This is a genomic window from Cronobacter sp. 153480017-3, from assembly GCF_053627815.1.
Window position 1 is genome coordinate 164,296 of record NZ_JBSEYN010000004.1, and the last position, 26,388, is coordinate 190,683.

At 58.6% G+C, this 26,388-nt stretch carries 24 protein-coding genes; 13 read left to right on the forward strand and 11 right to left on the reverse strand.

Features of this window, described 5'->3' with window-relative positions; genetic code table 11:
* Positions 1-165: 165 nt before the first annotated feature.
* On the reverse strand, positions 166-411 hold the full coding sequence (gene tusA, locus ACUW6V_RS11550) for a sulfurtransferase TusA (RefSeq protein WP_004386827.1): 246 nt from the start codon (positions 409-411) through the stop codon (positions 166-168).
* 205 nt (positions 412-616) lie between these two features.
* On the opposite strand from tusA, the gene ACUW6V_RS11555 reads away from it, so the two are divergent.
* Together ACUW6V_RS11555 and ACUW6V_RS11560 are read left to right on the forward strand one after the other, a co-directional pair.
* Positions 617-1,282: a 7-cyano-7-deazaguanine/7-aminomethyl-7-deazaguanine transporter gene (locus ACUW6V_RS11555; RefSeq protein WP_085045398.1), complete on the forward strand. Its 666-nt coding sequence runs from the start codon at positions 617-619 to the stop codon at positions 1,280-1,282.
* Positions 1,283-1,355: 73 nt separating this feature from the next.
* A complete protein-coding gene (locus ACUW6V_RS11560) occupies positions 1,356-1,913 on the forward strand; it encodes a DcrB family lipoprotein (protein WP_004386825.1) in 558 nt (185 codons plus the stop codon).
* A gap of 38 nt (positions 1,914-1,951) precedes the next feature.
* Here the strand turns inward: ACUW6V_RS11560 and ACUW6V_RS11565 are convergent, their stop codons facing one another.
* Positions 1,952-3,142 (reverse strand): MFS transporter, encoded by a 1,191-nt coding sequence (locus tag ACUW6V_RS11565; protein WP_012126342.1) that lies wholly within the window; start codon positions 3,140-3,142, stop codon positions 1,952-1,954.
* A gap of 147 nt (positions 3,143-3,289) precedes the next feature.
* Here ACUW6V_RS11565 and ACUW6V_RS11570 point away from each other — a divergent pair, with 147 nt between their 5' ends.
* The gene (locus ACUW6V_RS11570; protein ID WP_014727870.1) at positions 3,290-4,354 is read left to right on the forward strand and encodes an AI-2E family transporter; all 1,065 of its coding nucleotides are present in this window, start codon (positions 3,290-3,292) and stop codon (positions 4,352-4,354) included.
* A gap of 4 nt (positions 4,355-4,358) precedes the next feature.
* Here ACUW6V_RS11570 and ACUW6V_RS11575 read toward each other — a convergent pair whose 3' ends face one another.
* The gene (locus ACUW6V_RS11575) at positions 4,359-4,871 is read right to left on the reverse strand and encodes an NlpC/P60 family protein (RefSeq protein WP_015387158.1); all 513 of its coding nucleotides are present in this window, start codon (positions 4,869-4,871) and stop codon (positions 4,359-4,361) included.
* Positions 4,872-5,165: 294 nt separating this feature from the next.
* On the opposite strand from ACUW6V_RS11575, the gene ACUW6V_RS11580 reads away from it, so the two are divergent.
* On the forward strand, positions 5,166-6,581 hold the full coding sequence (locus ACUW6V_RS11580) for a glutamine synthetase family protein (RefSeq protein ID WP_454038372.1): 1,416 nt from the start codon (positions 5,166-5,168) through the stop codon (positions 6,579-6,581).
* Positions 6,582-6,718: 137 nt separating this feature from the next.
* Here the strand turns inward: ACUW6V_RS11580 and ACUW6V_RS11585 are convergent, their stop codons facing one another.
* Positions 6,719-7,909 carry a BaiN/RdsA family NAD(P)/FAD-dependent oxidoreductase gene (locus ACUW6V_RS11585; RefSeq protein WP_015387156.1) on the reverse strand — a complete coding sequence of 397 codons (1,191 nt, stop codon included), beginning with the start codon at positions 7,907-7,909 and terminating at the stop codon, positions 6,719-6,721.
* A gap of 229 nt (positions 7,910-8,138) precedes the next feature.
* On the opposite strand from ACUW6V_RS11585, the gene pitA reads away from it, so the two are divergent.
* On the forward strand, positions 8,139-9,641 hold the full coding sequence (gene pitA, locus ACUW6V_RS11590) for an inorganic phosphate transporter PitA (protein ID WP_004388312.1): 1,503 nt from the start codon (positions 8,139-8,141) through the stop codon (positions 9,639-9,641).
* A gap of 50 nt (positions 9,642-9,691) precedes the next feature.
* Here the strand turns inward: pitA and uspB are convergent, their stop codons facing one another.
* Positions 9,692-10,027, reverse strand: coding sequence for a universal stress protein UspB (gene uspB, locus ACUW6V_RS11595; protein ID WP_004388311.1), 336 nt, complete (start codon positions 10,025-10,027; stop codon positions 9,692-9,694).
* Positions 10,028-10,417: 390 nt separating this feature from the next.
* Between uspB and uspA the strand changes: the two genes are divergently transcribed.
* Positions 10,418-10,855, forward strand: coding sequence for a universal stress protein UspA (gene uspA / locus ACUW6V_RS11600; protein ID WP_004388310.1), 438 nt, complete (start codon positions 10,418-10,420; stop codon positions 10,853-10,855).
* A 96-nt stretch (positions 10,856-10,951) separates the two neighbouring features.
* Here the strand turns inward: uspA and rsmJ are convergent, their stop codons facing one another.
* Both rsmJ and prlC read right to left on the reverse strand, forming a co-directional pair.
* Positions 10,952-11,704 (reverse strand): 16S rRNA (guanine(1516)-N(2))-methyltransferase RsmJ, encoded by a 753-nt coding sequence (gene rsmJ, locus ACUW6V_RS11605; RefSeq protein ID WP_004388309.1) that lies wholly within the window; start codon positions 11,702-11,704, stop codon positions 10,952-10,954.
* An 8-nt stretch (positions 11,705-11,712) separates the two neighbouring features.
* Complete coding sequence (gene prlC, locus ACUW6V_RS11610; protein WP_063265751.1) at positions 11,713-13,755, reverse strand: oligopeptidase A; 2,043 nt, start codon at positions 13,753-13,755, stop codon at positions 11,713-11,715.
* A gap of 192 nt (positions 13,756-13,947) precedes the next feature.
* Between prlC and ACUW6V_RS11615 the strand changes: the two genes are divergently transcribed.
* Positions 13,948-14,790, forward strand: a complete 843-nt coding sequence (locus ACUW6V_RS11615) for a 23S rRNA (adenine(2030)-N(6))-methyltransferase RlmJ (protein WP_004388308.1) — start codon at positions 13,948-13,950, stop codon at positions 14,788-14,790.
* Positions 14,791-14,864: 74 nt separating this feature from the next.
* On the forward strand, positions 14,865-16,217 hold the full coding sequence (gene gorA, locus ACUW6V_RS11620; RefSeq protein ID WP_069681910.1) for a glutathione-disulfide reductase: 1,353 nt from the start codon (positions 14,865-14,867) through the stop codon (positions 16,215-16,217).
* A gap of 77 nt (positions 16,218-16,294) precedes the next feature.
* On the opposite strand, the gene ACUW6V_RS11625 is transcribed toward gorA, so the two are convergent.
* Positions 16,295-17,896 (reverse strand): STY4199 family HEPN domain-containing protein, encoded by a 1,602-nt coding sequence (locus ACUW6V_RS11625; RefSeq protein ID WP_004388306.1) that lies wholly within the window; start codon positions 17,894-17,896, stop codon positions 16,295-16,297.
* Positions 17,897-17,969: 73 nt separating this feature from the next.
* A complete protein-coding gene (locus ACUW6V_RS11630; protein WP_162140774.1) occupies positions 17,970-18,134 on the reverse strand; it encodes a hypothetical protein in 165 nt (54 codons plus the stop codon).
* A 33-nt stretch (positions 18,135-18,167) separates the two neighbouring features.
* Here ACUW6V_RS11630 and ACUW6V_RS11635 point away from each other — a divergent pair, with 33 nt between their 5' ends.
* Together ACUW6V_RS11635 and ACUW6V_RS11640 are read left to right on the forward strand one after the other, a co-directional pair.
* Positions 18,168-18,734 (forward strand): GNAT family N-acetyltransferase, encoded by a 567-nt coding sequence (locus tag ACUW6V_RS11635; RefSeq protein ID WP_454038373.1) that lies wholly within the window; start codon positions 18,168-18,170, stop codon positions 18,732-18,734.
* Between the two features lie 336 nt (positions 18,735-19,070).
* The gene (locus tag ACUW6V_RS11640) at positions 19,071-19,469 is read left to right on the forward strand and encodes a YdeI family stress tolerance OB fold protein (protein WP_007797247.1); all 399 of its coding nucleotides are present in this window, start codon (positions 19,071-19,073) and stop codon (positions 19,467-19,469) included.
* Positions 19,470-19,513: 44 nt separating this feature from the next.
* On the opposite strand, the gene ACUW6V_RS11645 is transcribed toward ACUW6V_RS11640, so the two are convergent.
* Positions 19,514-20,272: an SDR family NAD(P)-dependent oxidoreductase gene (locus tag ACUW6V_RS11645; RefSeq protein WP_085046819.1), complete on the reverse strand. Its 759-nt coding sequence runs from the start codon at positions 20,270-20,272 to the stop codon at positions 19,514-19,516.
* A 118-nt stretch (positions 20,273-20,390) separates the two neighbouring features.
* Between ACUW6V_RS11645 and ACUW6V_RS11650 the strand changes: the two genes are divergently transcribed.
* The 3 genes from ACUW6V_RS11650 (at position 20,391) to ACUW6V_RS11660 (ending at position 23,980) form a co-directional block, all read left to right on the forward strand.
* A complete protein-coding gene (locus ACUW6V_RS11650; protein ID WP_007892707.1) occupies positions 20,391-21,290 on the forward strand; it encodes a LysR family transcriptional regulator in 900 nt (299 codons plus the stop codon).
* 52 nt (positions 21,291-21,342) lie between these two features.
* On the forward strand, positions 21,343-22,377 hold the full coding sequence (yhjD, locus tag ACUW6V_RS11655; RefSeq protein WP_004388300.1) for an inner membrane protein YhjD: 1,035 nt from the start codon (positions 21,343-21,345) through the stop codon (positions 22,375-22,377).
* A 274-nt stretch (positions 22,378-22,651) separates the two neighbouring features.
* Entirely contained in the window at positions 22,652-23,980 is a 1,329-nt protein-coding gene (locus tag ACUW6V_RS11660; RefSeq protein ID WP_012126325.1) for an MFS transporter, read from the forward strand.
* A gap of 287 nt (positions 23,981-24,267) precedes the next feature.
* Here ACUW6V_RS11660 and ACUW6V_RS11665 read toward each other — a convergent pair whose 3' ends face one another.
* Entirely contained in the window at positions 24,268-26,325 is a 2,058-nt protein-coding gene (locus ACUW6V_RS11665; protein ID WP_012126324.1) for an AsmA family protein, read from the reverse strand.
* Positions 26,326-26,388 lie beyond the last annotated feature (63 nt).

Here is a 26,388-nt window from a genome sequence, read left to right on the forward strand (position 1 = left end):
ACAGGCTAGTTATAAAACGGTGTTTTGATTTGTCGGTTATAAACTAGACGACGTCCTGTAAAGGCAGGGTGAAGCGCCTCACAAAAGCAACAACTTTGAAACAAAGGTTTAAAAAGAATGTGACGTGAGTTCAGAAAGCCGCATGCGCGCGGCTTACGGCAGGAATTATTGATTTTTACGCAGCAGATAACGATACGGCAGCGTTTCAGTTTGCGAGGCTACCAGCTCGTGTTCCATAAAGCGGCAGAATCCAGGAATATCGCGCGTCGTCGCCGGATCATCGGCCACGATCAGCAGCGTTTCGCCGGGCTGCATATTACGCACGGTTTTACGCACCATCATTACCGGCTCAGGGCAGCGCAGCCCGAGGGCGTCCAGGGTGTGGTCAGGGTTGGCGAACAGATCGGTCATGCTTGTCTCGGCGTTGTCAAAAACCGCCTTAGTTTACCCCCCGTTTTTTGTGACGCAACTCATGTGAACGATTGCGTTAAAATTAACCATTGCATTGGCGAGACAAAGCAGTATTATGCGGCGGCTTTTGCGCAAACGCGCTGCGTCTGCCTTAGCATGAAGATGAACTGGGTTCCCTCACCCCAACTAACAAAAAGGTCACAATATGACGCCCTTTACTCCTGGTCAGCGCCGCAACGCGCTCGTCTGGCTTTCGTTGTTTCATTTGCTGGTGATCACCTCCAGCAACTATCTGGTGCAGCTGCCCGTCTCCATTTTTGGTTTTCATACCACCTGGGGCGCGTTTAGCTTTCCGTTTATTTTCCTTGCCACCGATCTGACCGTGCGCATTTTTGGCGCGCCGCTGGCTCGTCGCATTATTTTCGCCGTGATGGTGCCTGCGCTGCTGGTCTCCTACGTGATCTCCTCGCTGTTTTATATGGGGAGCTGGCAAGGGTTTGGCGCGCTGTCGCACTTCAATCTGTTCGTCGCGCGCATCGCGACCGCCAGCTTTATGGCCTATGCGCTCGGGCAGATCCTCGACGTGCATGTGTTTAACCGCCTGCGCCAAAGCCCGCGCTGGTGGCTGGCGCCGGGCGCGTCGCTGCTGCTCGGCAACGTCAGCGATACGCTGTCGTTCTTCTTTATCGCCTTCTGGCGCAGCCCGGACCCGTTCATGGCCGAACACTGGATGGAAATCGCGCTGGTGGACTACACCTTCAAGGTGCTTATCAGCCTGGTGTTCTTCCTGCCGATGTACGGCGTGCTGCTGAATATGCTGTTGAAAAAGCTGGCGGATAAATCCGATTTCCACGTGCTGCAGCGCGGTTAAAGGTTCACGGAATTTCTTGTGTTAAGATGCAGGGATGGGTCGTGTTGACCGTCTCTTGTAAAGGAATAAGCGAATGCGCAATCTGGTGAAATATGTCGGTATTGGCCTGCTGGTGATGGGGCTTGCCGCCTGCGATAACAAAGACAGCAACGCGCCGGCCAGCGCCGGTGCCTCACAGAGCGAAGCCTCCGGCCAGCCGGTCAGCCTGCTGGACGGTAAACTGAGCTTCTCCCTGCCGTCGGATATGACCGATCAGAGCGGTAAAGTAGGCACCCAGGCGAACAATATGCACGTCTACTCTGACCAGACCGGCCAGAAAGCCGTGATCGTTATCGTCGGCGAGAAAAGCCAGGAATCGCTGGAAGTGCTGGCGAAGCGTCTGGAAGATCAGCAGCGCGCCCGCGACCCGCAACTGCAGGTCGTGACCAATAAAGCGATTGAAATCAAAGGCCAGAAGATGCAGCAGCTCGACACCGTCATCTCTGCCAAAGGCCAGACCGCTTACTCATCCGTGGTGCTGGGCAATGTCGATGACAAACTGCTGACCCTGCAAATCACGCTGCCTGCCGATAACCAGCAGCAGGCGCAGAGCACCGCAGAGAACATCATCAACACCATCGTGGTGAAGTAATCCGCAGTAAAAATGACGCTTAAAACGCGGCCTGCCCTTTACGGGGCGGGCCGTTTTTTTAGCTGTACGCTCAAGAGAATGGCGAGCAGCACCAGCCCCGCCGCCGCCAGATAGATCGCCGGTACGCCCGCCCAGGCCATCAGCACGCCCGCCGCCGGGCCGGTTATCCCGAGCGACAGATCCATAAACAGCGTATAGGTGGCGAGCGCCGCGCCCTGATTACTCTGGGGCACCGCTTTCACCGCCACGACGCCAAGCGCCGGGAAAACCAGCGAGAACCCTGCGCCTGCGAGAAACGTCCCCGCTTTCGCCATCCATGGCTCCACCGCCAGCCCAACCATCAGCAACCCGACCGTTTCCACCACGCCGCAGATAAGCGTCACGTTAATGCCGCCCAGCCGGTTAATCGCGTTAGGGAATAACAAGCGTGTGCCGACAAACGCGCCGCTGAACAGCGTCAGGGCGAACGCCGCGCCGTCCCAGCCCTTCGCCTGATAGAATAGCGTAATAAACGTGGCGATCACCCCGAAACCAGAAGTGGTGAGCGCCAGCGCCATGCCGAACGGCCAGACCTTGCCGAGCACCGCGCGAAACGGCAGCGGTTTACCCTTGCTCGCCTTCACGGCCGGGCGCGGCAGCGCTAACACAATGCCAAGCAGCGCAACGCCCATAATGACGCCCGCCACCAGCGGCAGGCCGCCCTGGCGGTACAGCAGGGCACCGAGCGGCGCGCCCACGGCCATCGCGCCGTAGGTGACCACGCCGTTCCAGGAGATCACTTTACCGATGTGCGTCGAGCCGACCACGCCGACGCCCCAGAGCGTCGAGCCGGTTCCCGCGCAGCTTTGCCCAAAGCCCAGCACCACGCGCCCGAGACACAATAGCGCCAGCGACACCAGCGGCGCGCCGGCCCCCCACCACGCCAGAAAATAGCTCGCGCCGCTCAGCAGACAGCCGGACATCCCGACGATCACCACGGTTTTCGGCCCCCAGAGATCGGCATAACGCCCCGCATGAGGACGGCTTATCAGCGTGGCGATATACTGAAGGCTGATAACCAGCCCCGCCCAGAACGGGCTAAACCCCATCACATCATGGACATAGCCCGGCAGTACCGCGAGCGGCAGGCCGATGGTCAGAAAGGTAGCGAAATTGAAGATAACGATGGAGACGATTTTCAGGTTCAGCCGTAAGCCGCTTAATGCGGGTTCGGCGCTTACATCCGGCATGACATTTCACTTTTTTGGCAACAGCGGTAGCGTCAGTATAAACCTGAAATTTCCTTCAACGGAAACGCCCGCGTTTCAGACTTCCTCCCTGCGGCGCAATGCCCATTGCACACTACACTAAGAAAGCCCTCATCAAAGGAATTGGTTATGATTGGTCCACAACGACCCCAACCCCAACAAGATAAAGTCGGCCTGCATATGCTGCAAAAGCTGGCGGCGCTGGTGATTATTCTGGCCGGTATTCACGCCGCCGCGGATATGATTGTTCCGCTTCTGCTGGCGCTGTTTCTGGCGATTGTGCTCAACCCGCTGGTGACCTGGTTTATGCGCCGCGGTTTTCGCCGCCCTGTCGCGATTACTATCGTCGTGTTTGTGATGCTGATAGGCCTGACGCTTCTGCTGGGCGTGCTGGCGGCGTCGTTTAATGAATTTGTCGCGTTAATGCCGAAATATAATAAGGAACTGACGCGAAAACTGCTGCATCTTCAGGAAATGGTGCCGTTTATGCACCTGCATCTTTCGCCGGAGCGTATGCTGCAACGCATGGATTCCGACAAGATGATGACCTTCGCCACGACGCTGATGACGCAACTCTCCGGCGCGATGGCTAGCGTCGTGCTGCTGGTGATGACCGTCGTTTTTATGCTGTTCGAAGTGCGCCACGTGCCTTATAAGCTGCGCTTTGCGCTCTCAAATCCGCAACTGCATATCGCCGGGCTGCACCGCGCGTTAAAAGGCGTCAGCCACTATCTGGCGCTGAAAACGCTCATCAGCCTGTGGACCGGCGTGATCATCTGGCTCGGCCTGACGCTGCTCGATATCCAGTTCGCGCTGATGTGGGGCGTGCTCGGGTTTCTGCTCAACTACATTCCCAATATCGGCGCGGTGCTCTCGGCAATCCCGCCCATGATTCAGGCACTGCTGTTTAATGGCGTGTATGAGGTGGTGATGGTGGGGGTGCTGTTCTCGCTGGTGCATATGATTCTGGGCAATATCGTCGAGCCGCGCATGATGGGCCACCGCCTCGGGATGTCCACGATGGTGGTGTTCCTCTCGCTGCTGTTCTGGGGGTGGTTACTTGGGCCGGTCGGCATGCTGTTGTCGGTGCCGCTCACCAGCGTCTGTAAGATCTGGATGGAAACCACGCACGGCGGCAGTAAGCTCGCCGTGCTGCTTGGCCCGGGCCGTCCGAAAACCCGGCTGCCGGGGTAGGCCATTACACTACGCGGCGCGCGGCGAGATAACGCGCGCGCCAGTATTCGTTAGTGAGGCTGGAGATGGTCACGCCTTTCTCTTTCGAGGCGTGAATAAACTGATTATCGCCGATATACACTCCCACATGGCGCTGTTGCGGGCCGGTACTGAAAAACACCAGATCGCCCGGTTGCAGCGCCGTTTTTCTTACCGCTGTGCCCTTTTTAAGTTGCTGCAAGGTGGTGCGCGGCAGCGACACGCTCACCGATTCGGCAAACAGATGCTGCATCAGCGCCGAGCAATCAACGCCGTGGCGCGTCGTACCGCCAAAGTGATAGCGGGTGCCTTTCCAGCTGATATAGCGATTTAACAGCGCGCGTTTAAGCAGCGGGTGCGGCGGTGCCGTCTCTGTGAGGTGCCAGGAATAGTCATTATCAGCATCATGATAATGCCAGGACGCAGGCAGTACGGCGCTGAACGCCGGCGCTGCAAGCAGTGAGGTACAATAAAAAAGTATCATTAATAAAAAACGCATCGCGATCGTTACCGTATCGTGTTGTTGCTCCTTACCCGGTCAGGAAGTGCGCTCCGTATGTGCTTCCTCTGACAGGCCGCAACGTTAACGACTGGCGATAAAACAGACTATCGACTCTCACTACATTCGTTTGTTACTCCTCTTTCATTGACCGTCATAACCCCTTCATCCCACACCGAATAAACGCCATTTTTATACGCCAGCCCTTTCTTTTTACGGGATTTTTACTCCGCTGCACGCTGGAAAGCGCTAGCCTTTGACCATCGCCCGAGCGGCCCACAAGAAGCGTGACCTATGTTCTCCTTTGCACTCACTCCCTGGTTTAAAACCCCGAGCCCGACCGCAGCGCCTTCTGGTCAGGAACCGATTATGTTTTCTACACTGCTGAATACCTGGATGCTGGCGGGCACGCCGCAGGGCGCACTTATGTCCTTTCGCCAGGAAGCCGATGCTTACCTGCGGGAATATCCGCATACCCGCCATGTCGATATTTATCTGCACGATCTGAACGGCTGTCGGCGCGGCAAGCGCATCAGCGCTGAGAGCCTGCGCTCGCTCGCCCAGGGCTGCTATTTTCCGCTGTCGGTCTACGCCATGGATATGGAAGGGCATGTCGTTGAAAGCGCCCTCGCGCAGCGCGAGCCGGACAGGCTCTGCCTGCCGGTCAGCGGCACGCTGCGCCCTTGTGCAAGCGATCCAGCGCATCACGCCCAGTTGCTGCTCGCCATGCAGGAGCCGGACGGCGCAGGCTGCGCGCTGGAGCCGCGCGTTGTGCTGGAGCGCCTTCTGGCGCAGTTTCACGCGCGCGGCATCTATCCGGTGATAGCCCCGGAAGTGGAGTTTTATTTGCAGGCCGTGGACGGCGCGCCGCCGACATCGCGCTGCTTTGATATCGATATGCCAGGGCGCGACAGCGCGCTGCTGGAGGCGATGGAAACCGAGGCGCGGCGTCAGGGTTTGCCGCTCTGCGGCATTGTGGCGGAAGCGGAAGCGGGCCAGTTCGAACTCAATTTTAATCACACCCCGCGCGTGGTGGAGATGTGCGACCGGGTGCTGGCGGCCCGGCGACTGGTGCATCAGGTCGCGGAAAAACAGGGCTATCTGGCAAGCTTTATGGCCAAACCACGCGCTGAGCTTGCCGGCAGCGGCCTGCATGTGCACATCAGCCTGAACGACGCGCAGGGTAATAACCTTTTCGCCGGTGATACCGACACCCCGAACGTGATGATGCGCCGCAGCCTGAGCGGCCTGCTGGCGCTGATGCCCGCAAGCGTCGCGCTGGTCACGCCCGGTGCCAACGCCTTCCGGCGGCTGCGTAAAAGCCTGAACGAACCGCTGTTTTCGTCGTGGGGCTATAACGATCGCTCGGCGGCGCTGCGCCTGCCCTGCGCGGATCCCGCGCGTCAGCGCATCGAATACCGGCTCGCGAGCGCCGACGCCAACCCGTATCTCGTGGCGGCGGCGGCCCTCGCGGGCATTCTTTATGGCCTTGATCGTCCGTTAACGCTGCCCGAACCAGGCGCAATCGCGGAGCTGCCCGCCCTGCCGCTTTTCTGGCCGGACGCGCTGGCGCGTTTTCAGGAGGCGAAGTGGTTACAGGAGCAACTGGGCGCGCCGTTCAGCGACGCCTGGCTTGCCTGTAAACGCCAGGAGCTGGCCCGGTTTGAAAGCGAAGTCACCGACGCAGAAAAACGCGCCCATCCCCACTAGTCACGTGAAAAGAGGCGAATCCTGTCTCGCTTCGTCATGATATTAAGCCGCTGCGGCGTACCGCACGGTGCCGATGCGCAGGCGCAAGCCCTGCGCGACATCCGGGGTTTTCACGCCCCGGACTCTCTGCTGAGGCGTTATTCAGCGAGCGCCTGGGCGCAGGCCCAGGCGGAGCTCCACGCCCACTGGAAGTTATAACCGCCAAGCCAGCCGGTCACATCCACCACTTCGCCGATAAAATAGAGTCCTGGCACGTTGCGCGCTTCCATGGTGCGCGACGAAAGCTCGTGGGTATCAACGCCGCCGAGCGTCACCTCCGCGGTGCGGTAGCCTTCGGTGCCGTTGGGCTGGACGCGCCAGCCGTGGAGCGTCTCCAGCAATTCCTGCTGCTGGCGGCTGTTGAGCTGTTTCAGCGTGACGTCCGGAATTTGCCCGAGGCTTTGCAGGCACTCCACCAGCCGCTTCGGCAGCAGCATGGCGAGCGTGTTTTTCAGGCTCTGATTCGGGTGCGCGGCACGCTGTTCATCGATAAACGCGGCGGCATCCGTATCCGGCAGCAGGTTAACGGTGACCCACTCACCCGGCTGCCAGTAGCTGGAGATTTGCAAAATTGCCGGGCCGGAGAGCCCGCGATGGGTAAAGAGAATGCTTTCGCGAAAGACCGTGCCGTTATCGGCGGTGACGACCGCCGGCACCGACACGCCGGAGAGCGTCTGGATCTGCTCAAGCAGCGGCTTATGCAGCGTGAACGGCACCAGGCCCGCGCGGGTTGGCAGCACTTTCAGACCGAATTGCTCCGCCACTTTATAGCCAAACGGCGTGGCGCCGAGGCCCGGCATCGACAGGCCGCCGCTGGCGATAACCAGCTTCGGCGTAGTCACGGTGCCGCCATTAAGCGTCAGGGTATAACCGCTGTCGTCGCGCGCAATCGCCAGCACTTCGCTGCGTAGCCGCACGGTGACGCCGCCTTTGTCGCACTCCGCCATCAGCATCGTGACGATTTGCTCCGCCGAGTCATCGCAGAAGAGCTGGCCGAGGGTTTTCTCATGCCAGGCGATGCCGTGCTTGCCCACCAGATCGATAAAATCCCACTGGGTGTAGCGCGCCAGCGCCGATTTGCAGAAGTGCGGATTGGCGCTGAGGTAAGCGCCGGGCTCAACGTAGAGGTTGGTAAAATTGCAGCGCCCGCCGCCGGACATCAGGATTTTGCGCCCCGGTTTTTTGCCGTTATCCAGCACTAATACCCGGCGGCCCGCCTGCCCTGCCAGCGCCGCGCAGAATAATCCTGCCGCGCCTGCCCCTACGATGATGGCATCAAACTGTTCCACAACCCTTCCTCATTGCCGTTAAGGCCGCGAATTGTAAAGTTTCCTCTCTGGTCGCACCAGACAAAACCCTGTTACAAATTCTAATAAATTGAATTTAAAAGGTAATCTCTTTAGTGAAATTGACACTTCAGTGACGGCGATTAAAAAAAGTCTATATTTCACTTTGCCCACGCCGCCGTTGTCTTAGATAATGCGCCGCGTTCATGTCCTCAAAATGGCGTAACGTCCTATGCTACATTTGTTTGCCGGGCTGGATTTACACACTGGCCTGTTACTATTGCTTGCTCTGGGATTTGTACTGTTTTATGAAGCTATCAACGGCTTCCATGATACGGCAAACGCAGTCGCAACGGTTATCTACACACGCGCTATGCGATCGCAGCTTGCGGTGGCTATGGCGGCTCTCTTTAACTTCCTCGGTGTTCTGCTTGGCGGCTTAAGCGTAGCCTATGCGATTGTGCATATGCTGCCGACTGATTTGCTGCTGAATGTGGGCTCCGCGCATGGCCTGGCGATGGTTTTCTCCATGCTGCTGGCCGCGATTGTCTGGAACCTTGGCACCTGGTATCTCGGTCTGCCGGCGTCCAGCTCCCATACGCTTATCGGCTCTATCATCGGGATTGGTCTCACCAACGCCCTGATGACCGGCACGTCCGTTGTGGATGCGCTGAATATCCCGAAAGTGCTGAACATTTTCGGCTCGCTGATTGTGTCGCCGATTGTCGGTCTGGTGTTCGCGGGCGGGCTGGTGTTCTTGCTGCGTCGTTACTGGAGCGGCACCAAAAAACGCGCCCGTATCCATCTGACGCCTGCAGAGCGTGAAAAGAAAGACGGCAAGAAAAAGCCGCCATTCTGGACACGTATCGCGCTGATCCTCTCCGCTATCGGCGTGAGTTTCTCGCACGGCGCGAACGACGGTCAGAAAGGCATTGGCCTGATTATGCTGGTGCTGATTGGCGTGGCACCGGCGGGTTTTGTGGTGAATATGAACGCCTCCGGCTATGACATCACCCGCACCCGCGATGCTATCAGCAACGTTGAAACGTACTTCCAGCAGCACCCGGCGGCGCTGCGTCAGGTGGCGGGCATAGACCCGGTGATCCCAACGCCGGAGCAGGTGAACCCGACGGATAATCCGAAAGAGTTCCACTGCGACGCCAGCCGCGCCATCGTGGCGCTGGATCGCGCTAAAGGGATGCTTAACAACATCGACAGCTACGACAAACTGACCGTTGAGCAGCGCAGCCACCTGCGCCGCATCATGCTGTGTATCTCTGACACCACCGATAAGGTGGCGAAGCTCAAAGACACCAGCGCGGACGATCAGCGTCTGCTGAAAAACCTGAAAGCCGATATGCTCAGCACCATCGAGTACGCGCCGGTATGGATAATCATGGCGGTCGCACTGGCGCTTGGCGTCGGTACGATGATTGGCTGGCGCCGCGTGGCGACCACCATCGGTGAGAAAATCGGTAAGAAAGGCATGACCTACGCACAGGGCATGTCGGCGCAGATGACGGCGGCCGTGTCTATCGGTATCGCGAGCTACACCGGTATGCCGGTGTCCACGACACACGTGCTGTCATCGTCGGTCGCGGGCACTATGATCGTCGACGGCGGCGGTCTGCAGCGCAAAACCGTCACCAGCATTCTGATGGCCTGGGTCTTCACTCTGCCGGCCTCCATCATGCTCTCAGGCGTGCTGTACTGGATTGCGTTGCGTTTCGTGTAAGCGAATTTGCGTGAACGTTAAGAAGCGGGTCAGGAAACTGGCCCGCTTTTTTAATGCCAAATCATCAGCCCGATAAGGCTAATAATCACCAGACCGCATAAAGCGCTGGTCAGAATAAACTGGCGGCGCACGCGTTCGCAGCGGCGAATAAATTCGTCGTCATGATGATCGAGATAACGTTGCCAGTAGATATACCACACAAGGCGGATCTGCTTGCTGGGCTGACCATGCGCGGTAAAAAAACCGCCGCCATCCACATACTGATACAGGAGCGGATCGCATCCTCTGAGCACCACCAGCAGCGCGCGTAACGATGAGAAATAGCGCGCCATGTTAATAACGCAAACCAAGAATAAGGCCCAAAACAGCGCGACGGTGCTGATCATACCTTCCCCCCGACGACTCGCCTGGAAAGCAATGGCTCTCCAATACCTGAAAGACTGTTCTGTGAAGCGTGCGTAAAAGTCGATCAGGTTCACATTTATTCACCCGAACGGCTTTTTTAATAGTGTAGGAGATCCGGTAATTTTTTTACCACATCGTTAATCCTTATCAACGCTTGCTGACCTATTTTCCGCTTCAATGTATGCGACCCCGGCGGATTGACGGATGTACCAGGGCGCTATAAGGTGAAATTAGCTTTAGCACTAAGTCTTTACGCCGGAATGAGTTCCCGCGATTGTGGTACGCAGGACGCGGGCACGGGGATGACGCCGCAGGTAGCCACGCGCCATCCAGTCCACTGGTCATCGACATCTTATGGAAGGAGTAACACTATGGCTTATAAACATATTCTTATCGCGGTCGATCTGTCCCCTGAGAGCAAGGTACTGGTAGATAAAGCGGTATCCATGGCGCGTCCCTACAACGCGAAAATTTCTCTGATTCATGTCGATGTGAATTATTCCGATCTTTACACCGGGTTAATTGACGTTAACCTGGGCGACATGCAGAAGCGCATCTCTGAAGAGACGCACCACGCGCTGACCGAGCTTTCCACCAACGCGGGCTATCCGATTACCGAAACCCTGAGCGGCAGCGGCGATCTGGGCCAGGTGCTGGTCGACGCCATCAAGAAATACGATGTGGATCTGGTGGTATGCGGTCACCATCAGGATTTCTGGAGCAAGCTGATGTCTTCCGCCCGCCAGCTCATTAACACCGTTCACATCGATATGCTGATCGTCCCGCTGCGCGACGACGAAGAGGCGTAAGTAGCGGCGGGTGCGCAACGCTTACCCGCCCTACAGGCGTTTTTACGATGCAAAAGGCGCTGCCGTCCGGCAGCGCCACACTGAAGCAAGGGGCTGTCAGGCTGGCGTGCCCGTGTAGATATCAAACCGGTGGCCTTTCGTCACCACGGCGTTTGGCGTCGCAACGTCGCCAAGCGGCGGCGCGTAATCCGGGCGTTTGACAACCACGCGCTTGATGGCGAGCCTGCGGGCCGGTGCCAGCAGCCCGTCGGCGTCGAGATCCGGCCCCACCAGCGACTGAAACACCCGCATCTCTTTTTTCACCAGCGCGCTTTTCTGCTTGTGCGGAAACATCGGATCGAGATAGACCACATCCGGGCGCGGCGTTATCGCCTCAAGCGCCGTCAGGCTGGAGGCGTGAATGAGCTGTAACCGCTCGCGCAGCCACGGCCCGATTTCCGCATCCTGATAGCCGCGCGCGAGACCGTCGTCCAGCAGCGCTGCGACAACCGGGTTGCGCTCCAGCATCCGCACGTGACACCCGACCGACGCCAGCACGAACGCGTCGCGCCCGAGCCCCGCCGTGGCGTCCACCACCTGCGGCAGATAACTACCCTTAATACCGACCGCTTTCGCCACCGCCTCGCCGCGACCGCCGCCGAATTTACGCCGGTGCGCCATCGTGCCCTCGACGAAATCGACAAAAATCCCGCCAAGCTTTGGCTCGTCGCGCTTGCGCAGTTCAAGATGCGCGGGCGTCATCACCAGCGCCATCGGGTTATCGGCATCATGCGTCAATCCCCAGCGGGCCGCCAGAACAGATAAGGCGCCGTCTCCGGCGCCTGTTTCATCAATCAGACAAATGTTCACGCGTGTCGTCAGCCCTGGATGCCGTAGTGTTCCAGCATCGCGTCAAGCTGCGGTTCACGGCCGCGGAAGCGTTTAAACAGCTCCATCGGTTCTTCGGAGCCGCCGCGCGTCAGGATGTTATCAAGGAACGACTGGCCGGTTTCGCGGTTGAAAATCCCCTCTTCTTCGAAACGGGAATAGGCATCCGCCGCCAGCACGTCGGCCCACAGGTAGCTGTAGTAGCCCGCCGCGTAGCCGCCCGCGAAGATATGGCTGAACGCGTGTGGGAAGCGGCCCCAGGCCGGGCCTGGCACCACGGCGACCTGTTTTTTGATCTCCGCGAGCGTCTCCAGCACTTTCGCGCCCTGCTCCGGGCTGAACTGCGCATGCAGACGGAAATCGAACAGGCCGAACTCCAGCTGGCGCAGGATGAACATCGCCGCCTGGTAGTTTTTCGCGGCCAGCATTTTATCCAGCAGTTCCTGCGGCAGCGGCTCGCCGGTTTCATAGTGACCGGAGATAAACGCCAGCGCCTCCGGCTCCCAGCACCAGTTTTCCATAAACTGGCTCGGCAGCTCGACGGCATCCCACGGCACGCCGCTGATGCCCGCCACCCCTGGGGTTTCGATGCGGGTCAGCATATGGTGCAGACCGTGACCAAATTCATGGAACAGCGTGATCACTTCGTCATGGGTGAACAGCGCCGGTTTCCCGCTCACCGGGCGGTTAAAGTTACAGGTGAGGTAGGCGACCGGTTTTTGCAGCGAGCCGTCCGCTTTGCGCATCTGGCCGACGCAGTCGTCCATCCACGCCCCGCCGCGCTTGTTCTCACGCGCGTAGAGGTCAAGGTAGAAGCTGCCGCGCAGCTCGCCGCTCTCGTCATACAGCTCGAAGAAGCGCACGTCCGGGTGCCAGACGTCGATATCTTTGCGCTCTTTGGCGCTGATGCCGTAAATGCGTTTTACCACTTCAAACAGGCCGTTAACCGCTTTGTTTTCCGGGAAATACGGGCGCAGTTGCTCATCGCTGATGCTGTAGAGATGCTGTTTCTGTTTTTCGCTGTAGTACGCAATGTCCCACGGTTGCAGCTCGTCGACGCTGAAGTGTTCTTTGGCGAAGGCGCGCAGCTGGGCGAGCTCTTTTTCACCCTGCGGGCGGGCGCGTTTGGCCAGATCGGTTAAGAAATCCAGCACCTGCTGCGGGTTTTCCGCCATTTTGGTGGCGAGCGATTTGTCGGCGTAGCTGTCAAAGCCGAGCAGTTGCGCCAGTTCGTGACGCAGCGCCAGGATCTCTTCCATCACCGGCGTGTTGTCCCATTTGCCCGCGTTCGGCCCCTGGTCAGAGGCGCGCGTGCTGTAGGCGCGATACATCTCTTCGCGAAGCGCCTGGTTGTCGCAGTAGGTCATCACCGGCAGGTAGCTTGGGATATCCAGCGTCAGCAGGAAGCCCTCCTGCTCTTTGGCTTCCGCCATCGCTTTCGCGGCCGCCAGCGCGCTTTCCGGCATCCCGGAAAGCTCAGCTTCGTCGGTAATCAGCTTCGTCCAGCCCTGGGTCGCGTCCAGCACGTTGTTGCTGTAGAGCGAGCCAAGCTCAGAGAGGCGCGCGGCGATTTCGCCGTAGCGTTTTTGCTTCTCTTTCGGCAGGCCAATACCGGAAAGCTCGAAATCGCGCAGCGCGTTATCAACCGCTTTCTTCTGGGCCGTGTCGAGCTTCGCGTAGTTCTCGCCGTCGCGTAAATCGCGATAGGCCTGGTAAAGCCCTTCGTGCTGGCCCACCCAGGTGCTGTATTCCGAGAGCAGCGGCAGCGTCTGTTCATACGCTTCTCGCAGTTCCGGGCTGTTTTTCACGGAGTTCAGGTGGCTTATCGGCGAGAAAATACGGCCCAGTCGGTCGTCGGTTTCAGCCAGCGGCTGACAGAGCGATTCCCAGCTGTAAGGCGCGCCGCGGCCGACTACCGCCTCCACCTGCGCACGGCAATCTTCCAGCGCCTTCGTAACGGCAGGCACCACGTGCTCGGGTTTAATGGAGGAAAACGGCGGCAGTTCAAAAGGCGTCAGTAATGGATTGGTCATAAGCGCGTCCTGATTAGTGTTGTTAAGCGCATCTTGCAGCGACAATGTCTTGTAGCATGGGGTTTAGTGTAGTTAATTTCAATGGCTGGCGCTGGGCTTTAAGGGGCACGACAGCACATCCCGTAAGCGGTCACTTTCCGGTATACTGTTCAAAATCGATGTTCATTTACGCCTTTTGGAAACCCATCCTCCATGCTCAGTTACCGCCACAGCTTCCACGCCGGCAACCACGCCGATGTCCTCAAACACACCGTCCAGAGCCTGATCATTGAGTCGCTCAAAGAGAAGGAAAAACCGTTTCTGTATCTGGATACCCACGCGGGCGCCGGGCGCTATCTGCTGAGCGGCGAACACGCCGAGCGCACGGGAGAATATCTGGAAGGCATCGCACGCATCTGGCAGCGGGACGATCTGCCCGCCGAGCTTGCGCCTTACATCAGCGCCGTGTCGCACTTCAACCGCAGCGGCCAGCTGCGCTACTACCCCGGCTCGCCGCTCATCGCGCGCCAGCTGCTGCGCCCGCAGGACAGCCTGCAACTGACCGAGCTGCACCCGAGCGATTTCCCGCTGCTGCGCGGCGAATTTCAGAAAGATGAACGCGCCCGCGTTGAGCGCGCCGACGGCTATCAGCAGCTGAAATCGAAACTGCCGCCCGCCTCGCGCCGCGGCCTGATCCTTATCGACCCGCCGTACGAAATCAAAACCGACTACCAGGCGGTGGTTCAGGGCATCAGCGAAGGCTACAAACGCTTTGCAACCGGCGTCTACGCACTCTGGTATCCGGTCGTTTTGCGCAATCAAATCAAGCGTATGATGAACGATCTGGAAGCCACTGGCATTCGCCGCATTCTGCAAATCGAGCTGGCGGTGCGCCCGGACAGCGATCAGCGCGGCATGACCGCCTCGGGCATGATTGTCATCAACCCGCCGTGGAAGCTGGAACAGCAAATGGCGACGCTGTTGCCGTGGCTGCACAAAGCGCTGGTGCCGGCGGGCACCGGCCACACGACGCTGAAATGGGTCGTGCCGGAGTAATCGCAGCTATAGGTGGAACCCCTGTTCGTCAGGACTACAATCGCGTTAATTCGAATCATTAAAAGGTAACAGCCATGACCAGACACTACGACTACCTCGCCATCGGCGGCGGCAGTGGCGGTATCGCTTCTGTCAACCGTGCGGCCATGTACGGCCAGAAATGCGCCCTGATTGAAGCCAAAGCGCTGGGCGGCACCTGCGTCAACGTGGGCTGCGTACCGAAAAAAATCATGTGGCACGCCGCGCAAATCGCCGAGGCGATCCATCTGTATGGCCCGGATTACGGCTTTGACACCACGGTGAACCATTTCGACTGGCAGAAGCTGGTGGCGAGCCGTACCGCTTATATCGACCGCATTCATACGTCGTATGACAATGTGCTGGGCAAGAATAATGTCGATGTGATCCAGGGCTTCGCTCGTTTTGTGGACGCGCACACCGTTGAAGTCAACGGCGAGCGGATCACCGCCGATCACATCCTGATCGCGACCGGCGGTCGTCCGAGCCACCCGGATATTCCGGGCGCGGAATACGGTATCGACTCCGATGGTTTCTTCGCGCTGTCGGCGATGCCGCAACGCGTGGCGGTCGTGGGCGCGGGCTATATCGCCGTTGAACTGGCGGGTGTTATCAACGCGCTGGGCGCGAAGACGCACCTGTTTGTGCGTAAACACGCGCCGCTGCGCACGTTCGATCCGATGCTTTCGGAAACGCTGGTGGAAGTGATGCAGGCCGAAGGCCCGCAGCTTCACACGCATGCGACGCCGAAAGCCGTGGAGAAAAACAGCGATGGCAGCCTGACGCTGCACCTGGAAGATGGCCGTTCAGAAACGGTCGACGCGCTGATCTGGGCGATTGGCCGCGAGCCGGAAACCGATAATTTCAACCTGGCGGCCACGGGCGTTAAAACCAACGAAAAAGGCTATATCGTCGTTGATAAATACCAGAACACGAACGTGCCGGGCATCTACGCGGTCGGCGATAATACCGGCGCGGTCGAGCTGACGCCGGTCGCGGTCGCGGCGGGCCGTCGCCTCTCCGAGCGCCTGTTTAACAACAAGCCGGATGAGCATCTGGATTACAACAACATCCCGACCGTCGTCTTCAGCCATCCGCCCATCGGCACCGTCGGGCTTACCGAGCCGCAGGCGCGCGAGCAGTATGGCGATGCGAACGTGAAAATCTACAAATCGTCGTTTACCGCGATGTACACCGCTGTCACCACGCACCGCCAGCCGTGCCGCATGAAGCTGGTCTGCGTCGGGCCAGAGGAGAAAATCGTCGGCATTCACGGCATCGGTTTCGGCATGGACGAAATGCTGCAGGGCTTTGCGGTGGCGCTGAAAATGGGCGCGACCAAAAAAGACTTCGACAACACCGTCGCCATCCACCCGACCGCCGCGGAAGAGTTTGTGACGATGCGCTAAGCACCCATCGCCGCGCCTAAAAACAAGGGGAAGCGTCTGCTTCCCCTTTTTGCTGCCGCGCTTTTACCGCCGCGAATTTACCGGATCGTCTGGTAAATCGCCTCGCGGATTTTCACCCATTTCTTCGTTTCATCATTCGGGTTCGCCTGCGCGCGCAGTTGCGCCTGCTCAAGTTCATGCTTCTGGCGCTCCACGACCGCGGGCACGGTGCAAAACGTCTGCAAATACTCTTTACGCATGGACGTCATTTTCTCGCCCTGCGACAGCGCGTGGCTTAACGTCGTGATCATCCGGCGGCACGGTTTTTTCTCATCCATCTGGAGGCGATAGCGCAGCAGCGTTTCCAGCGTCTCTTCATGATTTTTCGCGAGCGCCTGCTCGGTCCAGGCCACTTTCCAGTTCATTCCGGCCTCGAGAAAGAGGCGCGTAACCAGTTTGTCATCGCGATCGATAGCCGCGCGCAGGTTCTCTTCATCCCACGTGATGCCCATTTTGCTGAGCTTATGACGCGGGCTGTCGTCGTTGTTCTCAGGCTCTGCGGCCATGGCGGTCGCGACAGGCGCGGTCACCTCCTCTGCCGCAGGGGGTTTAAGCGCATCGCTTGCGACAAACAGCGCGCCGACCACCATCGCGATAGCGCCGAGGCCTACTGCGCCCCAGACCGCGCCCATCACCAGCTGGCGCGTCTCCTGCTTTTTGCCGTCCTGACGACGGCTCGGGCTTTCGATGGCATCGCGAACGTCAAAAATATCCCCGCCGACCACGCTGTTTTTCTTCGCGGCATGATCGATAAACGCTTTCAGCTGTGCGTCATCGGCTTTCATCAGCGCCGCCGGGTTCACGCGCGTGCGCCCTTCGCCACAGGCTTTATGCAGCGGAGCGCTGATGGCGTTGAAATAGTTATCCAGCATCACTTCCTGCGCGCCGGAAAGCGGTTTGCCGAGCGCGGCGACGTTGCGGATTTCGCGGATATCATCCAGCAGGGTTTGCAGCGTTTTGCGTGGCTCGACAAACAGCGTCAGCGATGTCGCGCCCTGGAAGAGTTTGTCATAGTGGCGGGCGAAGAGCTTTTTATCGACCACCAGCATCGCCAGCTCGCTGAATAACATACCGCTCAGGATGTCGCCCTTGTCGCCCATCTTCAGCCAGCGGCGCACTTTATCGCCGCCGCACAACTGTTTGAGCTGATTGACGCGCTGCTGCTCGTCCGGCCAGGCTTCGCGCACCATGCCGCGCAGGGTGAAATCGAGCGCGCGCAACTGGCGCAGCGCATCGGGCTGCATCGCCGTTTTATCGACATTCATCTCAGTGGAATAGCCCAGTTTCGGCTGCTGGTTACGCACTTTCTCAAGGCACGTCACAAAACGCAGCGCCGCGAGAAGCTGGTTCTCCGTCACGTCCTGGCCGCTCTCATACTGCGGCACCAGCTGTTGCAAGTGGCGCAGCTGCAACGTGAACTGCGACATATCGGCGTCGTTAAGGTTCAGCCGGCGGGCGACCGTCGCCCAGTTGCCGAGATTCAGACGCGCCTGGTCGAGCTGTTGTAAGAACCACTGCGGATCTTTGCCCTCCGCAACGTTAACGCCAAGCAAAACCAGGATTTCAACCGACGCCTGGCGGATCACCGTAAGCGCAGTTTCAAATGTTTCTCTTACCAGAGGCTGTGTGAAGCGGGCCATGTTGCATCCTTTTGCGCTCAACGCCCCGTCATAAAGGTGGGCGGAGCGGGCGAAATTTCACTTAAGTATCTTGTTATTTCTGAATTTTTTTATCTGCGCTGACGGGCAGTGAGACAACATAGCTGAAAATAGCCGGAAAAAAAGTGACACGTCGGTTTTTGCGTGAAAAATCGCCTTTTCCTGCCTGAATTAGCAGGTAAATGGCGGCGCGAATGACAGCGGCGCGTTTTTCAGGCAACACTGTTTGCTGTACTTACCGCACGGAGATTGTATGCATCCCGACACGCCCTTTAACGACGCGTTGTTGACGTTTAATTCCACACGCCTCGATTACCGGCCCCTCACGCCCGACGACTGGCCGTTCTTTTTAAGCCTGCAACGTGACGATACGGTGATGCGTTTCGTGGCCGACCCGCGCTCTGACGCGCAGCGGATGCAGGATTTCGCGTCGCGCCTGCCGCCCTGGACGCCCGCAAGCACCCGCTGGCTCTGTTTACTGATTAGCGAGAGGCACAGCGGGCAGCCGGTCGGCGTGACGGGCTTTGTGATGCGCGGTGAAGGGATTGCTGAAGTCGGGTTTCTGCTGGCGAGCGCCTTTCAGGGCCAGGGCTACGGCTATGAATCGCTGCGCGCCATCTGCCGCCTCGCTTTTGAGGGTTGCGGCCTGCGGCGTCTGGTGGCGACCGTCACCGGCGGCAATATTGCCTCGAAAAAGACGCTGGAAAAAGCGGGATTTATTCAGGAGGGCACGCTGCGGGAAAGTTACTTTATCGGCGGTCGCTGGCATGACGACTGGCTGTTTGGCCTGCTGGCACGCGACTCTTCACCGGAGAGTTAATTCTGACGCACGGTGGGTGCGCTGGCGCTTACCCACCCTACGCACAAATATATACGCCGGTTTTCACCTGCCGTCTGACCACCTGCCTCCCGTAGGGCGGGTAAGCACAGCGCACCCGCCATGACGCAAAAATAGATACGCCGATTTTAACCCGTAGGGCGGGTAAGCGTAGCGCACCCGCCATGACGCAAAAATAGATACGCCGGTTTCAGCCCGTAGGGCGGGTAAGCACAGCGCACCCGCCGTCTGCCCCCACATGCGACTCCGCCGAAAGACGTTTTTGCTTCCTTGTGCCAGGCTTAAAGAACATAAACCTGCAACAACACAGGGAGACGTATGAAAAAAACAGTGATTATCGCCACGCTTTCCGCGTTACTGGCCCTGCCTGCACTGGCAGAAGAGAAAGGCGGCTTCAAGAACGATGAAGCCCCGCCGCCGCCGCATCAGCTTAAAGAGGGCTACCGCGGCATTACGGACGCCCGCTCGATCGACGTGAAGCAGGCGAAAGAGATGCACGACGGCGCCTCCGTGACGCTGCGTGGCTATCTGATCAAGAAAAAAGGCGATGACGTCTATCAGTTCCGCGATAAAGGCGGTGATATCGACGTGATGATTCCGCATGCGGTTTTTCAGGGCAAAGAGGTCAGCCCGGATGAACTGGTGGGCATCAGCGGTACGCTTGATAAAAAACAGCAGCCGTACCGCATTCGCGTGACGCACTTTCAGAAAGAGTAACCTGCCAGAACGCCTTGCCCGGTTGCGCCGGGCAAGGCAACGCTTTACAGGAACATCCCGCCGGAAACTTCAATCCGCTGCGCGTTCATCCAGCCAAGCTCGTCGCCGATAATAGCCGCTATCGCCGCGCCGATATCATCCGGCAGCCCCACGCGCCCGAGCGCCGTCTGCGAGGCGATAAAACGGTTAAGCTCTTCGTTATCACGCACCCGTCCGCCGCCGAAGTCCGTCTCAATCGCGCCTGGCGCGATAATATTCACCGCGATATTCCGGCTGCCAAGCTCTTTGGCCTGATAGCGCGTCAGCACTTCCATCGCGCCTTTCATTGAGGCATATGCGGAATAGCCCGGCAGCGCAAAACGCGTCAGCCCGCTGGAGACGTTCAGGATGCGTCCGCCGTTATTAATCAGCGGCAGCAGTTGCTGCGTCAGAAAGAACGGCCCCTTGAAGTGAATGTTCACTAACTCGTCAAACTGCGCCTCGCTGAACTCGCCAAACGGCGCATAAATCCCGATACCCGCGTTGTTGATTAAATAATCAAAACTATCGCGCTGCCAGGTCTGTTGCAGTTGCGCCTTCACCTGCGCAACGAATGCCGGGAAGGACGCGCTATCGGCGACGTTCAGCGCCAGTGCTGCCGCTTTCACGCCTTTTTGTTCAATTTCACGCACAACGGCCTCGGCGTCTTCACGCCGACGCTGGTACGTCAGCAAAATGCCAATTCCGCGCTCTGCGAGCTTCAGCGCTGCGTTTTTACCAAGCCCGCGGCTGCCACCGGTGATGATTGCGATACGTTGCGTCATAAATACCTCGTCAGGGTCTGGGTGATGATTAAAAAAGAGCTTATTAGCTGACAACAGAACGATAAAGATCGCAAAATACGCTTTACTGTTTCATATATAACAACAATGAGGGGCAGCGATGGATAAAATTCACGCAATGCGTTTATTCGTGCGAGTGGCGGAACTGGAGAGCTTTACCCGCGCCGCCGAGACGCTGAGCCTGCCGAAAGGCAGCGTATCGCGGCAGGTGCAGGCGCTGGAAAGCGCGCTCGGCACGCGCCTGCTGCACCGCACGACGCGACGGGTGCATCTCACCCAGGACGGCCAGGTCTATTACGAGCGCGCGCGCGATCTGCTCGCGAATCTCGACGAACTCGACGGCTTGTTTCTGCACGATCCGGCGAGCGTCAGCGGGCGGCTGCGTGTCGATATGCCGGTCGCGGTGGCGCAAAACGTGGTGATCCCGCGTCTGCCGGAGTTTCTTCACCACTACCCCGGCATCGCCCTTGAGCTGAGCAGCAGCGACCGGCTGGTGGATGTGGTGCGCGAAGGCTTCGACTGCGTGGTACGCGTCGGCCAGCTGAAAGATTCCGGGCTGGTGGCGCGCCCGCTTGGCAAATTAAGCCAGGTCAACTGCGCCAGCCCGGATTATCTTGCGCGCTTCGGCATTCCTGAAACGCTCGACGATCTCGCTTCGCACGCGCTGGTGCATTACACGCCAACGCTCGGCACGCGTCCGGCGGGCTTTGAAATCGGGCGTGAAAGCGGTAGTGAGTGGATACCAACCGGTGGCGTATTGACGGTCAACAGCACCGAAACCTACCAGGCCGCCTGTTTCGCCGGGCTGGGCATTATTCAGGTGCCGCGCATCGGCGTGCGTGAGGCGCTGCGCAGCGGCAAACTCGTGGAAGTGCTGCCGCAATACCGCGCCGCGCCGATGCCGGTCTCGCTGATTTATCCGCACCGTCGGCACCTCTCACGGCGCGTTCACCTGTTTATGGAGTGGCTGGCGACCGTCATGAAAGGTTACGTTGACTAGCCGCGGGCTATACTTGGAAGCAAGTTGTAAAAAATAAAAGGAATCAACGCTAATGACCACGCCGGAGCAGCCTGCTAAACGCCCGACCGAAGATCTGAAATATCAGCCTGTCCCGCAGTTGGATACGCGCCCCGAGGAGAAAAACGCCGACGATAAACCCGCCGAGGGCGTTATCGGTACGGTGAAACAAAAGGTGGAAAAAGTAGAGCGCCGTCCCGCAGTCGCGCATCTGCTTCGCGCCTTTGAGCGGTTTAACGAACGTATGGGCAACCAGTTTGGTGCCGCGATCACCTACTTTTCGTTTTTATCGATGATCCCGGTGCTGATGGTGTCGTTTGCGGTCGCAGGCTTTGTGCTCGCCTCGCACCCGACCCTGCTTCAGGACATTTTTAATAAAATTCTGCAAAGCGTCAGTGACCCGACGCTCGCCAAAACGCTCAGCAGCAGCATTAACGCCGCGGTGGAGCAGCGCACCACGGTCGGGATTGTGGGCTTTGCCGTAGCGCTCTACTCCGGTGTGAACTGGATGGGCTACCTGCGAGAAGCGATCCGCGCGCAGTTCCGTGACGACTGGGAGCGCGGCGCGGAAGACGACAAAGAGAAATTCTGGGTGAAATACCTGCGCGATTTTATCTCCCTGATTGGGCTGCTGGTGGCGCTGGTCATCACGATGTCGATTACGTCCGTCGCAGGTTCCGCCCAGGAGACGATTATCCGGCTGCTGCATCTGGACGCCATCGGCTGGCTGAAGCCGGTCTGGCATCTGATTGGCCTTGCCGTCTCTTTCTGTGCCAACTATCTGCTTTTCTTCTGGATCTTCTGGCGTCTGCCGCGCCACCGGCCGCGTCGCAAAGCGCTGCTGCGCGGCACCGTGATTGCGGCGATTGGCTTTGAGGTTATCAAAATCATTATGACCTATACGCTGCCGTCGCTCGTGAAATCGCCGTCCGGCGCGGCATTCGGCTCGGTGCTGGGGCTGATGGCGTTTTTCTATTTCTTTGCACGCCTGACGCTGTTCTGCTCCGCCTGGATTGCGACGGCACAGTACAAAGACGATCCGCAAATGCCGGGTAAAAACCCCGCGTAATCCCTCCGTGCGGGCCTGGAAAAACGCATTTTTTCAGCCCGCCGCCTCCCTTTCAGTATAAAAATCCAGGGTGTAACTTTTATTTAACCTAAAACCAGTTTTATCGACTGAATATGAAATTCTGTGAAGCATTTCATAGAAGAGAATAAGCTGGCGCTAAAACTATCCGCTTTTTGCCTGGTTTTTGCGCACTTTCGCGGTGCCGGCTGAATTGAAATGTCGTTTTTGCTGTGGCTAATATGGGGTTTCGACGTGACTACAATAAGAAAATTCTATGCAAGCAACCATCGCCACCAGCATCGACAACGAACACGACGCCGCGCCCGTCAACTCGCGCAGTAAGGTCGTCATCGCCTCGCTCATCGGCACCGCCATTGAGTTCTTCGATTTCTACATTTACGCCACCGCGGCGGTGATTGTGTTCCCGCACATTTTCTTCCCGCAGGGCGACCCGACCGCCGCCACGCTACAGTCGCTGGCGACGTTTGCCATCGCCTTTGTGGCGCGCCCGATAGGCTCGGCCGTGTTTGGCCATTTCGGCGACCGTGTGGGCCGTAAGGTGACGCTCGTGGCCTCGCTGCTGACCATGGGGATTTCCACGGTGCTGATTGGCCTGCTGCCGGGCTATGAATCTATCGGCATTATGGCTCCGCTGCTGCTGGCGCTGGCGCGCTTTGGCCAGGGTCTGGGCCTTGGCGGTGAATGGGGCGGCGCGGCGCTGCTCGCGACCGAGAACGCCCCGGCGCATAAACGCGCGCTGTATGGCTCTTTCCCGCAGCTCGGCGCGCCTATCGGCTTCTTCTTCGCTAACGGCACGTTCCTGCTGCTGTCGTGGCTGCTCACCGACGAACAGTTTATGAGCTGGGGCTGGCGCGTGCCGTTTATCTTCTCCGCCGTGCTGGTGTTGATTGGCCTGTATGTGCGCGTGTCGCTGCATGAAACGCCGGTATTCGCCAAAATCGCCAAAGCGAAGAAACAGGTGAAAGTACCGCTCGGCACGCTGCTGACGAAACATATGCGCGTGACCATACTCGGCACGTTCATTATGCTCGCCACCTATACGCTGTTTTACATCATGACGGTCTACTCAATGACCTTCAGCACCACGCCAGCGGCGCAGGGCGGGCTGGGCTTCCCGCGTAACGACGTGCTGTGGATGCTGATGATGGCAGTGATTGGCTTTGGCCTGATGGTGCCGGTGGCGGGCCTGCTGGCGGATCGTTTCGGGCGTCGTAAGAGCATGATTGTTATCACCACGCTGATTCTGCTGTTCGCGCTGTTTGTGTTCCCACCGCTGCTGGGCTCCGGCAGTGAGGCGATGGTAATGGCGTATCTGTTGATCGGCCTGAGTCTGATGGGGCTGACGTTCGGCCCAATGGGCGCGCTGCTGCCGGAGCTGTTCCCGACCGAAGTGCGCTACACCGGTGCCTCGTTCTCCTACAACGTGTCGTCGATTCTCGGCGCGTCGGTGGCACCGTATATCGCCACCTGGCTGCAGGCGAATTACGGGCTGTTTTATGTAGGGATTTATCTGGCGGCGATGGCGGCACTGACGCTTATCGCGCTGATTGCCACCAAAGAGACGCGCCACCAGTCGCTGTGATGGTGTGCATTTAACGAAAAGGCTGCCCGCGGGCGGCCTTTTTTGTTTTTGGATTTGAGAGCGAAAATGGCGGGTGATTTGACGGCATCCGCCTGGCGGCGGGTGCGCTATGCTTGCCGCCCTACAAACTGAGGCGTATATCTTCTTCAGTAGGGTGGGTAAGCGCCAGCGCACCCACCTTTACGTTATGGCGGGTGCGCTATGCTTACCCGCCCTACAAACTGAGGCGTTTATCTTCTTGAGTAGGGTGGGTAAGCGCAGCGCACCCACCGGCCCATGAAACCCTGTTACTTCTTCATCTGCCCCAGAATCGCGCTGCACTGGTTCTCGCTGCCTTCGGATGGCGAAATCAGCGCCAGCAGCGCCGCGGCGGGCGTCACCAGCGTTGCGAGCGCTGCCGCGACCGCGCCACGCGCAATCAACGGCCCCGGCTTCACGCCGTAATCCGGATCTTTAAAGGTGCCGCGCACGTACAGCGGCGAGCGCAGCGTCACAATGCGCACCCCTTTGCTTTCCGGATTAATGGTGAGATCCAGCCGCTCGTCGGCGAAACTGGTGGTGCCGGTGATGTTAATCAGCGCGTTTTCAGTATCAAACGCGAAAATCTCCGGGCGCGCCACGCCGTTGGTCAGGTTCAGGTTCGCCGCCGCGCAGTTGACCCGCACTTCGTCGTCGCCAAAAATCTGCCCGACGATAAAGTTACCCACGTTCAGCCCCAGAATTTCCATCAGGTTACGGCTGATAACGCCGTCGTTCATCAACAGCTTCAGGTTGCCGTTACTGGTGCCAAGCAGCGACGCTACCGAGTTACCGGTGCCGCGCAGTTTCGCATCGCCGTTCAGCTCGCCAAGCGTGCGCTGCATCAGCTCGACGTCCGGCATCAGCTCTTTGAGCTTCAGCCGTCGCGCCTGAATTTCCGCCGCGCCCTGCATCGGTTGCTTGTCGCCGTCGAGATGGATATTGGCGTCGATAGTGCCGCCCGCCATGCCGAATTTCAGCGGCTTGAGATGCAAATCGCCGTTGTTGAGCACAATGTGGGTGGTGAGATCGCTAATCGGCAGGCGCGTGCTGTGTTCGATACGACGGCCTTTAAAGCGCACATCGGCATCCATCACGTCCCATTTGTTGGTTTCAAAGGTGTCGTGCGGCAGCACTTTATCGCCCGGCTGCGCCGGTTTTTCGCCTTTTTTCTGCTCGGAATTTTTGCTCTTCTCCGCCCCGGCACCGGAATCGACGCCAATCAGCGGGCCGAGGTCGGCAAGCCGCAGCTGGCGCGATTCCAGATCCCCTTCCAGTTTCGGTCGCGGTTTGCGCTGGCTGTAGGTCAGCGAGCCGTGAATATCGCTCTCGCCAATGCGCCCGTTAAAACCGCGATAATCATAGACTGAGCCTTTGTCGCTGTTGATTTTAGCGACCAGCCGGCCATCCGTTTCAAACGGTGGCGTATCGGGCAGCAGCACGCCGGTCAGCTCATAGAGATCGCCCAGCGAATTCCCCGCGAATTTCAGCTGTAAATCGACGCCGCCCATGTTCATCGGATCGTTAACCGTCCCGACAAACGCCACGCGGGTGTCGCCGGAGCGCAAATCGGCCTGCACCGGGAACGGCGTGCCTTCACTTTTCAGCGCCAGCATCCCGCCGATTTTCCCGCTGCCGCGCAGCGGCTGATCGTTATAGGTGCCGCGCGCCTTGAGGCCGAAGACATAGTCGCCAACCTTATCGTTCCCTTTTTTGTCTTTGTCACCGGTCACTTCGTTAAACGGCAGCGGTTTGCCAAGCGGATCGATGAGGATCTCCACATCGGCGCGGCTGACGTTATCGTCCACCCGCACGCGACCCTGATCGAAGAGAATATTGTCGAGCCGGAAAGACCAGGAGGACGGCTGCTGCGCCGCTTCGCCTTCGCTCTGCTTCATGTCGAACGTCCAGTTATTGGTCTTTTCCGACAAACGAATCAGCTGTGCGTCCGGCTTCTGGAATTTAATCCACGGTAGGTAAACCGTTTTGGTGAGCAGCGCCAGCGGGGCGAGCGTCGCCTCAACGCGAGGCAGATGGATCATGGTGACTTGCGGAATATCCGGCGGGTTGCCGAGCACAACATCTTCAGCATGTACGTGCGGCCAGGGCACCCAGCTTCGCCAGCCGGGTTCGTCTTTATTACGCTCCCACACCACGCCCAGATCGCCACGTATGGCAAAGGGGCGGTTAAGCTCCGTGGAGACCTTCTGGTTGATGGTCGGCTTAAGCCGATTCCAGTCAAACGTCGCGATAATGATGATGGCGACCACGACCAGCAACAAGAAAACCCCTGCTACCACGCTGATAATTTTGGTTGTTTTTGTCATCCTCACACCTCGTCCTGATGATGCCTGCCTCAACTAAAGATAGTTGACGAAAGCGCAAAGCTC